Annotated in this window: 11 protein-coding genes; 10 read left to right on the top strand and 1 reads right to left on the bottom strand. The window is 70.4% G+C overall.

What is annotated here, in order from left to right; genetic code table 11:
* Window positions 1–352 precede the first annotated feature (352 nt).
* A complete protein-coding gene (locus tag AAH991_RS35565; RefSeq protein ID WP_346230335.1) occupies window positions 353–919 on the bottom strand; it encodes a hypothetical protein in 567 nt (188 codons plus the stop codon).
* A gap of 540 nt (window positions 920–1,459) precedes the next feature.
* Between AAH991_RS35565 and AAH991_RS35570 the strand changes: the two genes are divergently transcribed.
* The 10 genes from AAH991_RS35570 (at window position 1,460) to AAH991_RS35615 (ending at window position 12,762) form a co-directional block, all read left to right on the top strand.
* Window positions 1,460–2,191 carry a hypothetical protein gene (locus tag AAH991_RS35570; protein ID WP_346230336.1) on the top strand — a complete coding sequence of 244 codons (732 nt, stop codon included), beginning with the start codon at window positions 1,460–1,462 and terminating at the stop codon, window positions 2,189–2,191.
* Between the two features lie 58 nt (window positions 2,192–2,249).
* The gene (locus AAH991_RS35575; RefSeq protein WP_346230337.1) at window positions 2,250–3,077 is read left to right on the top strand and encodes a glycosyltransferase family 2 protein; all 828 of its coding nucleotides are present in this window, start codon (window positions 2,250–2,252) and stop codon (window positions 3,075–3,077) included.
* A gap of 26 nt (window positions 3,078–3,103) precedes the next feature.
* Window positions 3,104–4,351, top strand: coding sequence for a 2-phospho-L-lactate transferase CofD family protein (locus AAH991_RS35580; protein WP_346230338.1), 1,248 nt, complete (start codon window positions 3,104–3,106; stop codon window positions 4,349–4,351).
* Window positions 4,348–5,085 (top strand): HAD family hydrolase, encoded by a 738-nt coding sequence (locus AAH991_RS35585; protein ID WP_346230339.1) that lies wholly within the window; start codon window positions 4,348–4,350, stop codon window positions 5,083–5,085. Before AAH991_RS35580 ends, AAH991_RS35585 begins: the two co-directional genes overlap by 4 nt.
* Window positions 5,078–5,854, top strand: a complete 777-nt coding sequence (locus AAH991_RS35590) for an NTP transferase domain-containing protein (RefSeq protein ID WP_346230340.1) — start codon at window positions 5,078–5,080, stop codon at window positions 5,852–5,854. The genes AAH991_RS35585 and AAH991_RS35590 overlap by 8 nt, the downstream gene beginning before the upstream one ends.
* Complete coding sequence (locus tag AAH991_RS35595) at window positions 5,854–7,137, top strand: glycosyltransferase family 4 protein (RefSeq protein ID WP_346230341.1); 1,284 nt, start codon at window positions 5,854–5,856, stop codon at window positions 7,135–7,137. The genes AAH991_RS35590 and AAH991_RS35595 overlap by 1 nt, the downstream gene beginning before the upstream one ends.
* Window positions 7,134–8,414, top strand: a complete 1,281-nt coding sequence (locus AAH991_RS35600; protein ID WP_346230342.1) for a lipopolysaccharide biosynthesis protein — start codon at window positions 7,134–7,136, stop codon at window positions 8,412–8,414. The genes AAH991_RS35595 and AAH991_RS35600 overlap by 4 nt, the downstream gene beginning before the upstream one ends.
* A 21-nt stretch (window positions 8,415–8,435) precedes the next feature.
* A complete protein-coding gene (locus tag AAH991_RS35605) occupies window positions 8,436–9,689 on the top strand; it encodes a glycosyltransferase family 4 protein (protein ID WP_346230343.1) in 1,254 nt (417 codons plus the stop codon).
* 348 nt (window positions 9,690–10,037) lie between these two features.
* Window positions 10,038–10,601 (top strand): CBM20 domain-containing protein, encoded by a 564-nt coding sequence (locus tag AAH991_RS35610; protein ID WP_346230344.1) that lies wholly within the window; start codon window positions 10,038–10,040, stop codon window positions 10,599–10,601.
* Window positions 10,602–10,689: 88 nt separating this feature from the next.
* Complete coding sequence (locus tag AAH991_RS35615) at window positions 10,690–12,762, top strand: S8 family serine peptidase (protein WP_346230345.1); 2,073 nt, start codon at window positions 10,690–10,692, stop codon at window positions 12,760–12,762.
* Window positions 12,763–12,824 lie beyond the last annotated feature (62 nt).

Here is a 12,824-nt window from a genome sequence, read left to right on the forward strand (position 1 = left end):
AGAAGACAAGCCCTAGGGGGAGAACGTGTATGGGCCTCATCGGGCCTCCAGGGGGTTAACGAGTTTCTAACACGTGTTAATAATCGGTTACCTGAAGGGTGTCAAGACCCCCTCGTCCCCCGGCTGGCGCAATCCCTGGGTTTGACTTCTCGTAACGTTCGGCCGAAGGCCCGAGGGCCTGCCGACCGTTCCCGGCGGCTCCGAGCGCGTGACCCCAGAGCCCCCGTGAGTGCTCCGGCGGTCTGATCAGTGCCGCCCGGCTCCTGGCTCTGCCGGCGCGAAGGTCACCGCGCGCTGTCCGATCCGCGACCCGATCCTCGCGCGAACGCCGCGGCCTTCGTGTGGCAGCGTCCTAGCGAAGGTCCGGCAGGAGCCTTCGGATGGCGTCGGCGATGGCGGGGTCGACGGCGAACGACTGGATGAAGCGGGCGGCTGTCAGCCGCTCGCCGCGCAACTCGCGATGCAGGCCGACATAGAGGTTGGTCAGGGCCTCGTTCAGATGGAACTCGACCGTGTCGTACGGCGGGCCGGCGGGTGGCGTTCCATATCCCGCCAAGTCGCCAGTCACATCGTCGCGCTGCCACACGACCCGCGCGCCCTGGAAGGGGATCCGGGCCAGCTCCACGAGTGTGAAGATCGCGTACTCGACGAAGATCCCATCGGTGAACAGCGCCTTGCGCCCGTTGCGGTCGTTCGCGAAGCTGTGCGCCACCGGACAGGACCTCTGCAGCCAGTCGATGGACTCCAGATAGCGGGGCTTCGCGGCGTCCTCGACGACGACGAAGAAGTCCAGATCGGAGTGCTCGTCGAGCCGATCGTGCTCCGCGCCGGTCGAGCCGAGGCCGAGCAGCGCGAGCGCGTCCCCGCGCGTGGCCAGGTGTGCGGCGAGGTCGTCCAGCCGTCGCAGTATGGGGTGCATCCACGTCATCCCTCCGTGAAGAGTCGACGTTTCAGCCCGTACAGCCCCTGTGGCCGCCGAGGTCGCGACACCTGCTCTTGCGGTCACCGAGCGGTCCGGCCGAAGTTAACAGCCGGTTTCCGCAATGGGAAGACGTTGCAGATAATTGCTGCTTTGTTTCAAGATGCCTTGCGGCGTACAGCGGGAACTCGACCGGCCCCCGACTAGGGACAGATCGCTGCGAAAAAGATCGGATGCCCTCCAGGTCTCCGGAGTGCATGCGCTTAAGCAACTGTCCTCGGGTTTCGTCGTGCCGCCGGCTGGGCGCTCAACTCGCCCTCTCCGATCCCTGCAAGAAATTGCTATGAACGGAACACATTTCGGCTTGTCAGCCGATGTATCCACTCTGACCTGCGGAAATTATTGCAAGACTGTTGACAGTGGGGCAACGTTACCTCCAGTCTTTCGCCCGTAGAACACCTTGGTGGCGCGCAGCATCACGCCTTCCCGTTTCACCCTCCCTGAAGCCCCACCTACTTATGGTCGCCCGGAGGCCGATCCATGACGGCAGACAGTGACGTCCCGCATTCCCCGATCACCCTGGAGAGCGGGAAGGACCCCTTACACGGCGACGTCGTTCTCGGGTCGCCGCGCGCCTGGGCTCCTCACCTTTGGTGGATCAGCCTGCTCGGAGGCGGGGCCGGAGCAGCGTTCGTCTGGCTGGCCACGCCACACGGCCGGGAGATCCAGGCGGTGTGGCAACTCGGCGTCAAGCTGCTGGCCTTCGCCTGCCTGTGCTGCGCGATCGCGTTCTTCCCGTGGGCATCGCGCCGCCTGTACTGGCTGTTGTACGTCCCGCTCGTCTTCTTCACCGGCTACGTGCTCCCCCGGATCAGCTACTTCTACTACGGCGACACCGCACGGGCGCAGGGCGGCAGCTTCTACACGCACCTCTATCTGTTGCTCTATCCGGGGATTGTGCTGAGCGTGGCCGCGGCCTACCGGCTGGGAGGCGGAAGCCCCGGAAACTGCCTCAAGCTCGCTGTGAACGGCGTCATCATCGTGTTCTCCGGCTTCCTCGACATCATGTGGCAACTGGTGAACCCCATCCCGATTCCCGAACTCATCGACGCCCCCCACATCGCGGTGTTCACCGGCGGCCCCATCTCTTTCGGCGCAACGATCCTGTTCGCGCTCGCGCATGTCCCCATCGTCGTCGGAGTCGCACTGCTCCCGCTGGACCGATGGATCGACCGCCTGTTGGGGATCACACCCCCCGCAGTGGTGCGATGACCCGCCTCGCCGCCGGAACCAGGCCACCCGTGTACCCGAAGCCAGAGGAGGTGGAACCATGCTGACCTTTTCCAGTGGGTCCCCGGCCGCTACCCGCACCATCGACGTCTCCGTGGCGGCGCCCGCGTACAACGAGGCGGACACCATCGCGGCGGTGGTGGGCGAATGGCAGGACTACCTGGAGCGGCACCCGTCGGTCGGAGAGTGGGAGATCGTCGTCTGCGACGACGGGAGCACCGACGCCACAAGCGGTGTCCTGGCCGGTCTGTCGGGCGACTGCCCCCGGCTGGTGGTCGTCACGTTCGAGCGCAACCGCGGGGCGGGTGCCGCGATCGCCGCCGCGATCGCCCACACCCGGCTCGACTGGGTGGTGCTGCTCGATTCGGACGGCCAGTTCCCGATCGCCAACCTCGACCGGGTCCTGCCGCGCGTCCAGGCCGGGGAGGCCCTGGCGTTCTCCGGCGCCCGGATCAGGAAGGCCGACGGCGTGGCCTACCGGTGGGGGTCGGCGGCCAGCGGCGCGGTGAGCAACCTGCTCCACCGCACGCGCTACCGCGACTTCAACTCGATCTTCAAGGTGGTGCACGGCCCGCTCTTCCGGTCGCTGCCGCTGGAGTCGGCCGGGATGAACTGCTCGACCGAGATCACCGCGCGGGTCGCCGAGATGGGCCACGAGTGGGTGGAGGTCCCGATCGAGCACCGGGAGCGCGGCGGCGGCACGCGCGGCTGGCGCTACTGGCGCGGCGCCCGCGACCGGGCCCTGTTCGTCGCCTATCTCGGCTACCGCCACTGGCTGCTGCGCCGGGGCGTCCTGCGCGCCCCCGCCGGCCCGGGGCAGCGGCTCGCCGTCAGTGGGACCTCCTCCGGCCCCGGGGAGGCGCGATGAGTGCGGAGCACCTCGAGGGAGCGGCCGTGGTGCTGTTCAGCGGAGGCCGCGGCGGAGCCAGCATCGCTCGTGGACTCGTGCGGACACCCGGGACCACTCTGTCAGTGGTGATCAACGGGTACGACAACGGGTTGTCCACCGGGGTGCTCCGGCACTACCTCCCCGGAATGCTGGGGCCGTCGGACTTCCGCAAGAACCTCCTGCTCCATCTCGACGCCGGGAGTCCGGCGCAGGCGGCGCTGACCACCCTGCTGGAACACCGCCTACCGCCAGGGGCGACACGGCGGGACCTCGCCGCTCTCGTAGGCGCACTTGCCGTCCCGGGGCCGGGGAACGGTCCCCCGTGCGATGGCATCGGCAGCCGCCAGGACTGGCGGATGTTCGCAGCGCTGCCGTCGCGGGTGCGCGCTGCAGCGGTGCGGGACCTGTCGTTCATCGTAGGCCGGCTTGGCAGCCACCCCGAGGGAATCGACCTCACCGACTGCGCGCTGGGCAACCTGCTGTTCGCCGGGGCCTACCTGCGGCTGGGCGAGGACTTCAACGCCGCTGTCCGCGCCTGTGCGACAGTCTTCCAGTCACCCGCCCGCCTACTCAACGTGACGAACGGTGAGAACGCCTACCTGACCGCCCTCAAGCAGGACGGCCGTATCCTTGCCGACGAGGCCGACATTGTCGCGCCTCAGTGCGACACCGCCATCACCGACCTGTATCTGCTACGCGAGCCGATCACCCCGCGGCGCCTGGTCGAACTCGAGGCGCTCCCCGTCGAGCGCATCCGGCGGGCCCTGACCCACGCAGCGGCCGAGGTGACGCTGAACCCCGAGGCGGACCGCGCGATCCGCGACGCCGATCTCATCGTGTACGGTCCTGGGACACCGCACTCCTCACTGCTGCCCACCTACCTCACGCCTGGCGTCGCCGACGCCATCTCCGGCAGCAGGGCCACCACCAAGGTTTTCGTCGTCAACATCCACGACGACCACGACGTCCAGGGACTGGGCCCGCATGCGCTGATGCAGCGCACCCTGTCCTATCTGGGCGACCCATGCAATGAGCGGCGCACGGTCACCCACGTCCTATGCCATCGGGCCACGTCCTCCGGTGCCCCGCCACGCGAGACGGACCGCGGCGACTGGGCGGGCGCACGCTGGATCGTCACCGACCTAGAGGACCCCGAGCGCCCGGGCGTGCACTGCGGCCGGCGCACGCTCTCCGCTCTGGCGGCCATCGTGGGCACGACCGCCGGTGGGGCGGCCCTGGTGAGGGCCGGATGAGCGTGGCCCGCGCCCGGAAGGTCACCGCCACGAACACCACCGGCCCCGTGGACGCCCTTCCGGACGACATCCTGACGTCGAGGCTGGTAGCCACGCGGCGGGTCTGGCTGTGCGATCTGGACGGCACGTTGGTGGACTCCGCTCCGGTCCACGAGGCGGCGTTTCGCGACGCCATCGCCGAGGTCGCGCCGGAGCTGCTCGGCTCCTTCTGCTACGGAGCCCACGCCGGCGCCGCCACGCGCGAGGTGGTGGCCGCACTGGGCGCGGCCCCCGAGGCCGCCGAGCGCCTGATTCGGCGCAAGCAGCAGCTGTACCGTGAACGGGTCGAGGCCGGAATGGTTCCCCTCCTTCCCGGCGCCCGCCGGTTCCTGGAGCGCCTGACCGGCACCGGTCGCATGCTCTACCTGGTCACCGGCGGCAGCCGTGAGTCGGTCCGGCGGGTTTTGTCCGCATGTGCCATGGCCGGCTACTTCCGCGCCGTTCTGACCGCCGACGATGTCGCCAGCGGCAAACCCGACCCTCGCTTCTACCGGCACGCCTGCCTGCTGTGGTCCCTCGACCCGGCCGACTGCCTCGCGCTGGAGGACTCCGCCCACGGGGTGGCCTCCGCCCTCGGCGCCGGACTGGTGACCCTCCAGGTCCACGCGGCCGTAACCGTCCCGGGGGCCGTACCGGTGCGGCACCTGGACCAGCTCACACGCCTCATCGATGCGGAGACGGACGACAGTGAGTGACCTGCGTACCTGTGCGGTGATCCCGGCGGCCGGGCAGGGCAGCCGCCTCGGCATGGAGACCCCCAAGATCATGCTGGAGATCGCCGACGGCGTCACCGTGTGGTCCCTGCTTCTGCGCCGCCTGCGGCCATGGGTGGAGCACGTCCATGTGGTGCTCTCCCCCAGCGGCGAGGCACCGTTCCGGCGGCTCGCGGCGGAGGAGATCGCCCGCGGGGAGGTCTCCGTGAGCGTACAGGCCGAACCCACCGGCATGGGCGACGCCGTGTTCGGCGCGGCTCCATACTGGCGGGACCACGACGCCATCCTGGTGGTTTGGGGCGACCAGGCGAACGTGTCGGCCGCGACGCTCCGCCGGGTCGTCCACGTCCATGGGGAAACGGCCTCACCGGACCGGCCGGGACTCACCATTCCTCTGGTCCCACTGCCGGACCCGTACGTCGAATACGAGTACGACGCCGCGACCTCCGGGCTGCTGGGGGTACGGATGTCCCGCGAGGGCGACCTTTGCCGTCCGGGCGGCCTCGGCGACGTCGGTGTCTTCTGCCTCAGCACCCGGGGACTGACGGAAGCATGGGACCGTTACCTCGCCGAGGTCCTTCCCGGGACGGTCACCGGCGAGGTCAACTTCCTGCCGTTCCTGCCCTATCTGTCCGGGGAAGGCCGGCCGGTGACCGTGGTGCCGGCGGGCGATCCGGACGAGGCGCGCGGCATCAACACCGCGGCCGACCTCGAGTTCGCCCGGACCATCTACCTGCGGCGGGCGGACTGATGGACCGTCCGAACCGGGTCTACGCCGTCTGCTCCGAGGTTCCGCCCGAGGTCGTGGGGGGCCTCGGGCGGTACGCCGAGCGAATGATGGACCCCCTCAGCCGATGTGGCGTCCCGGTCGAGGTATTCGGGGCCGCCGGACGGTGCCGGGCGCCGCGGACCGAACGCTCCGGCGACGTCACACTGCACCGGCTGGCCTCCGCCGGCCTGGGCCTCGTCGGGAATCCCCGTCTGCCGCGGGCGCTGCGGCTGCTGGGCAGGACGGCCGGGCTGCTCGTGTTCAACTTGCGCGCCGCCGTGCGCATCCTGCGCGCCGAGGCGGACCGCTCCGGGCCCGGACGGGCCGGGGCGGCCGTCGCGGTGCACGACTGGATGGGCTGCCCGGCCGGGATCCTGTGCCAGGTGCTCGGCCGCATGCCGGTCGTGTTCCACGTCCACACCCGCGAGCTCAACGCGGCCCCAAGGCAGCACGGCCGGCGCGGGCGGCGCCGTCCCCCGCACGCCGCCGTGCTCGACGCGCTGGAGACGGCCCAGGCCCGGATGGCGCGCCTCATCGTGGTGCCGAGCGCCACGATGCGCGACGAACTGACGGCCCGGGGCTGGCCGGCCGACCGGCTGCGCGTCGTGCCACACGGCTTCGAGGACCCCGAGCTCCTGCGGCTGGCCGGCCTGCCGGGCGAGGAGCGCGACCGGATCCGCTCGGCGGTCCGGCGCCGCTACCTGCCCGGCGGCGAGGGCCGGCTCGTCGTCTTCGCCGGCCGCCTGTCCCCCCACAAGGGCGTCTACACCCTGGTGCGAGCCGTACCTCGGCTCGTCGAGGAGCACGCCGCCACCCGAGTCGTGCTCATCGGCGCCGAGCTCCCGCAAACCGACGACGCCACCGTGCTGGCCCGGCTTGTCGAGGAGACGGGCACCGCCGCACACGTGGTCGCGGGGAACCGGTTCCTGCCGTCCGCCGAGGTGTTCGCGCACTTCCTCGCCGCCGACGTGTGCGTCTTCCCCTCTGTATACGAGCCGTTCGGCCTGGTCGCCGTCGAAGCCATGGCACTGGCCCGGCCCGTGGTCGTCGGCCCCGGCTACTCGCCTGAGGTCGTCGGCGATGGCGCGCTGCGCTGCGCCCACGACGACCCGGAGGAGCTGGCCAGGCTACTGCTGCATTGCCTCCACGACCCCCAGGCCTCGGACCGGCTGGCCCGGAGAGGCTCCGCGTACGTCCGGGAGCGCTACAGCTGGGCCCGGACGGCCGAGCGCACCCTGTCGGCATACGGCGAGGCGGCGCGGTGACACCGGGGCGAACGGCGACCGGCGTGCGGGTGCGGGCCGCCGGACTCCTGGCCGCCCACGGCTGGGCGGTGGGGCCGACCCTGGTGAACGCCCTCGCCAGCGGGGTTTCCGCAGCGACCACCCTGGCCGTGGCCTGGGGCATCGGCGCCGCCGCCTTCGGCCGCTTCACCGTGGTCCTGTCGATCGGGTTGATCGTGGTCGTCCCCATGGTGATGGGCCTGCACTTCGTGATGTACCAGGAACTGCCGCGGACCGAGCCCGCCGGCCACCCGGCCCTTGTGACGACGGCTCTGCTGTCCACGCTGGTGCTGGGGACCGCCCTGTGCACCGCGGGACTGCTGGCCGCTCCCGTGCTGACCGCCGTGTTCGGCGTCGACGTCCGCACGCTCTGCTTCGGGCTCGCCCTGGCACTGTCCCTGACGGCCGCGTACCTGACCGAGAGCTTCCTACGCGGGCTCAGGAGGTACGCCCTCACCGCCGGCCTGAAACTCGCCGTCGCCGTCGCCTACGTCGGCACATCGGCGTACTGCCTGGTCGTCCTCGGGATCAGGGACGCCTACCTCTATCTCGCCGCCCTCATTACGTCTAACGTGCTCTTCGCCGTCGCCTCCGCGGCGGGTTTCCGGGTGGCGCCGCGCCTCTGGTCGGCGGCGCTGGCGCGCTCGCTGTACCGGCACGGCGCCTACCTGACCGCCCTCACCGCCCTCACCGCCGTACTGTTCGGGGTCGACGTCATCTTCCTGAACCACTGGACGACCCAGGCGGACGTCGGCGTCTACTCGATCTACAACAACTTCCCCAAACGGCTGCTCGGCGTGCTGTTCACCGACGGCGTCGGCCTGGTGCTGCTCCCCACGCTGGCGACCATGCACAAGCCCACGGCACTGCGGCGCATCGGCCGCCTGTCCCCCGCAGTCTTCGCCGCGACCGCGCTCGTCTCGTTCGCGGCCAGCGCGGTGTTCTTCCTGCTGCTGCGTGCCGACTACCCCTACTCGCCGGGGCTCATGGCGCTCTCGGCCGCGGGAATCGGCGTCCACACGGTCTTCAATCTGTACTCGCTCGCTCTGCTCATGGACGGGGTGCGGGGGGCGAGGGCCCTCATCGTCGCCCAGGTCGCGAGCACTCCCCTCGTGCTCGGCTGCCAGGCGGCGCTCATCGCCTGGCAGGGCCTGGCCGGCGGGCTGTGGGCGTTCGCGCTGTCCAATCTCGTCCTCGTCGCCGTCATCGTCGCCGTCTGCCGCCGGATGTACGGCCGGGCGGAGGCGGTGGACGACTGACCCGGCCCCGGAGACGTCACCATGAGGATCGCCCAGATCATCACCCAGTTCCCGCCCAACATCACGGCCGGGCTCGGCCGCTACATCGAGGAGATCACCCCTTATCTGGCGGCCCGCCACCGGCTGACCGTGTTCACCCTCAACGACGGCCGCCTTCCGGTGCACGAGCGGATCGACGGGGTCGCCGTGTATCGGCCCATGGGTCGCGTGCTCGGCGCGCTCGGCCGCCGCCGGCGCCTCAACCGCACGCGCGGCACGGACTTCCTCCTGCTCGGGCTGATGGTTGTGACGAGCAACTGGCGTTACTTCCTGCGGCTGTGGGGCGCGGGACGGGATGGGCGGCCCGACCTGGTCGCCGTCCACGACTCGACGAACTTCCTCGCCGGTCTGCTCTGCCACTACGTCCTGCGGCTCCCTGTGGTCCTCCACATCCACACGACGGAGTACGGCGTGGACCGCGGGCGGGGCGGCCTCGTGCGCACGGTGTTCGCGGCGATCGAGCGGTGGCTGGCCCGCGTCGCCCGACGCGTGGTCGTCCCCACCCCCGAGGTCCGGGAGCAACTGGCCGCCGCCGGTTGGGATCGGTCGTCGATCGACGTCGTGTGCCTGGGCGGCACCTTCGAACGGCTTCTGGCCGCCTCCGGTCCCGCCCTGGACGGGCTTCGCGCCGGCAGCGAGGCCCTGCGCACCAGGCTGGGGATCCCCGCCGGGGACCCCGTGCTGCTGTTCGTCGGCCGCCTCGAACGGCAGAAGGGGATTTATCAGCTGCTGGAGGCGATGCCGCGGATCGCCACCGCCGTCCCGGGACTGCGACTGGTGATCGTCGGGGAGGGCGACCATGCCGGAGTCCGGCGGATCGTCGCCGAAAGCGGGCTGGACGGGCGGGTGCTCGACTCCGGCGGCTGGGTGGACCGCCGGGCGCTGCTGGAGTACTACGAGATGGCCGACGTCTGCGTCTTCCCCTCTCTCTTCGAGCCGTTCGGCCTGGTGGCGACCGAGGCCATGGCGCTGGCCAAGCCGACGATCCTCGGCCACGGGTTCTCCCGTGTCTTCCTCGGCGACCGGGACCGGCCCGCCGTTCGGTTCGTGCGCGCCGCCGAGCCCGGCGACATCGCCCGTACGGTCGTCGAGGTCATGACCGACCCGGACCTGCGCCGGGCGCTGGCCGAGCGCGGCGAGCGGCTCATCCGCGAGCGGCTGAGCTGGGCCCGGGCGGCCGACGAGACGCTCACGGTGTACAAGGCGGCTTTGCGCCCGGCTGTCTCGTACGGGTGACCCCTCGCCCGAATAGCACCGTGCAATTGTTTCAGAAACCTTGCAAAAGCTGAAATCGTCGGTTAATGATCGGCGAGGGGCGCGAGGACGATGCAAGTTCGCCCAGTTCAGCAGGCACAAAGCGAGCTCCCGCCTGACGGATGTGATCGAAGACACAGGTACGACGGACGCCCGTCGATCTCGCAGCTAAACGGGCCGACAGTCACGGATTCCGCCGTCCACATGGCGACGAGACCGCGAATCCGTGAGCCGGAACCCGCTTGAGTGAAACGGATTTCGCAAATTTTCAGATTTTTGCGCAAGATCTAGCCTTGCCTTGCAGTGATCGACCCGACGTGGGAGGAACAGGTGACAAGGCGCATCACCCGCAAGATGGCGACTCTCGGCACGGGCCTGGTGTCCCTGCTGGGAGCAGCCCTGGCCACCGCGAGCCCCGCCAGCGCGGACGACGGCGCGGCGCCGAGCTGCGTCAGCTACTACCAGAGCTACTACTACCTGCAGGCCGAGAACACCTGCGATTACGACGTGCACGTCTACGCGGTTTATGCCTCGGGCCCGTCGGCCTCTTCCAACTACCTCAAGGCGCACACCGGCCCGACGACCATCGGCTCGGGATACGGCTTCAGCAACGTGCAGTCCCTGCGGCTGGCCGCGAAGGTCACCGTCTGGGTGCACTACAACGTCGGCTACGGCAACAACGTGGCCATCCGCGGCGACGCCTCGCCCCTCAGCTGGAGCACCGGGCAGGCGTGCGTGAACCGGGCCGCCGATCTGTGGGAGTGCACGGTCAGCGGCATTCCCGGCGGCACCAACTTCCAGTACAAGGTGCTGATCAACGACAGCACCTGGTCCACCGGTTCGAACTACACGGGCGTCAGCGGCCACGGCCACGACATCACGCCCAGCTTCTAGCCCTATGCGACGCGCTCCCGGACGTGGTCCGAGGGCGCGTCGCGCGTGACCTCGCACCCCACCTCATCCCCAGCATCAGGGAGAACCCTTGCGAAGTTCATCCGTGGCCGCCGCTCTTACGGCGGCCGCTCTGCTCGGCCTGCCCGCCGTGTCCGCGGCGGCGCAGACCGATCCCACTCCGCGCGCGGCCGAGGCGGCGCAGGGCGGCGACCACACCGTCACTCTCGTTACCGGCGACACGGTGAAGGCCCGCCTGGAGGGTCACGACCTGCGCGTCCTGTCAGTCGAGCCGGGTGAGGGACGCACAGGCGTAACCTTCTCCGTCACCGACCGCGGCGACCAGGTGTCGGTGGTCCCCTCCGACGCGGCCCCGCTCATCCGGGCCAACCGGGTCGACTCCCGGTTGTTCGAGGTGGGCACGCTGATCGCGGACGGCTACGACGACGCGCGCAGCCAGTCCATCCCGGTCATGACCACCTACCGCAAGAGCACGACCAGCGAGAACGCCGACCGGGCCCGCGACGCCTTCGGCCGCGCGGCCAAGCGCCGGCACGACTTCCCCCGCCTGGGTGTCAGCGCGTTCGCCATCGGCAAGAAGTCCGCCCGCGACGGCTGGCGCGTCCTGACCGGCGGCTCGGCCACCCCCAGCGGCCTGCAGGGCGGCGTCACCAAGCTGTGGCTGGACGGCAGGGTCACCGCCGGCCTCGACCAGAGCGTCCCACACATCGGCGCCCCCACCGCCTGGGCCTCCGGCTACGACGGCACCGGGGTCAAGGTGGCCGTGTTGGACACCGGATACGACACCGACCACCCCGACCTGGCGGGCAAGGTCCTCGCCTCCGCCGACTTCACCGGAAGCACGACCGGTGTCGAGGACATCAACACCCACGGCACCCACGTCGCCTCGACCGTCGCCGGGTCCGGCGCCGCCTCCGGCGGCCTCTACAAGGGCGTGGCCCCCGGCGCGAGCCTGGTCATCGGCAAGGTCCTCGGCGACGACGGCTACGGCTACGACTCCTCCATCATCGCCGGGATGAACTGGGCGGTGAACGACCAGGGCGCCAAGATCGTCAGCATGAGCATCCAGAGCGGCGGTGGCAACCCCGACGCCCCGATCCCCACCGCGATCAACAGCCTGACCTCCCAGTACGACGCGCTGTTCGTGGTCTGCTCGGGCAACTACGGCCCCGGCACCTCCACCATCAGCTCCATCGGCGCGGCCGGGTCGGCGCTGACCGTGGGCGCGGTGGACCTGACCGACACCGTGGCGAGCTTCTCCAGCCGCGGCCCCGTCGGCGACCAGGGCATCAAGCCGGACATGACCGGCCCGGGCGTGGACATCACCGCGGCCGTCCCCGGCGGCGGCTACGGCAGCAAGAGCGGCTGCTCGATGGCCACCCCGCACGTCGCGGGCACGGCCGCGCTCGTCAAGCAGCGCCACCCCGCCTGGGGCGCGCAGCGGCTGAAGGACGCCCTGATGGGCACCACCGCGGCCGCCGCCGGGTCCACCCCCTACACCTACGGCACCGGCCGGGTCGACGTGGCCCGCGCGGTCAGCCAGCAGCTCACCGCGAACCCGCCGAGCGCCGCCCTCGCGGTCACCACCGCGCAGCCCACGGCCACCCGCGCCGTGACCTACACCAACGACGCCGCCACCCCGGTCACGCTCAACCTGGCCGTCTCCGCCACCGATTCCGGCGGTACGGCTCCCGCCCCGGCGGGCCTGTTCACCCTGAGCGCCAATCAGGTGACGGTCCCCGCCAACGGCACCGCGCAGGTCACCGTGACCCTGCACCAGGTCAACGGCACCTACAGCCTGTACGGGGGAGTGCTGACCGCCACCTCCACCGGCGGGGCGTCGGTGCGCACCTCCCTCGGCGCCAAGGTCGAGCCGACGTCCACCACGACGACGGTGCGCGTCCACTACAACGTGGGCTGGGGCAACAGGATCACCATCCGCGGTGACACCTCCCCGCTGACCTGGAGCAGCGGGCAGGACTGCGTCAATAAGGCGGCCGACCTCTGGGAGTGCTCGATCACAGGCATTGCCGCCGGCCAGCAGTTCCAGTACAAGCCGCTGATCAATGACAGCACCTGGTCGACCGGCTCGAACTACTACGGCGTCGGCGGCCAGACCTCCGACGTGTACCCCACGTTCTGACCTGTCCCCGATCGGCGGGATAGCCTCCGGCCGCGGTGTCCTCACACCGCGGCCGGAGGTCG

The organism is Microbispora sp. ZYX-F-249 (assembly GCF_039649665.1).
Classification (GTDB): domain Bacteria; phylum Actinomycetota; class Actinomycetes; order Streptosporangiales; family Streptosporangiaceae; genus Microbispora; species Microbispora maris.

Bases quoted from the DNA above. Each gene is read 5' to 3' on its own strand.
- AAH991_RS35575 (WP_346230337.1), top strand. From the start codon at position 2,250: ATGCTGACCTTTTCCAGTGGGTCCCCGGCCGCTACCCGCACCATCGAC.
- AAH991_RS35595 (WP_346230341.1), top strand. From the start codon at position 5,854: ATGGACCGTCCGAACCGGGTCTACGCCGTCTGCTCCGAGGTTCCGCCC.
- AAH991_RS35585 (WP_346230339.1), top strand. From the start codon at position 4,348: ATGAGCGTGGCCCGCGCCCGGAAGGTCACCGCCACGAACACCACCGGC.
- AAH991_RS35605 (WP_346230343.1), top strand. From the start codon at position 8,436: ATGAGGATCGCCCAGATCATCACCCAGTTCCCGCCCAACATCACGGCC.
- AAH991_RS35570 (WP_346230336.1), top strand. From the start codon at position 1,460: ATGACGGCAGACAGTGACGTCCCGCATTCCCCGATCACCCTGGAGAGC.
- AAH991_RS35565 (WP_346230335.1), bottom strand. From the start codon at position 919: ATGCACCCCATACTGCGACGGCTGGACGACCTCGCCGCACACCTGGCC.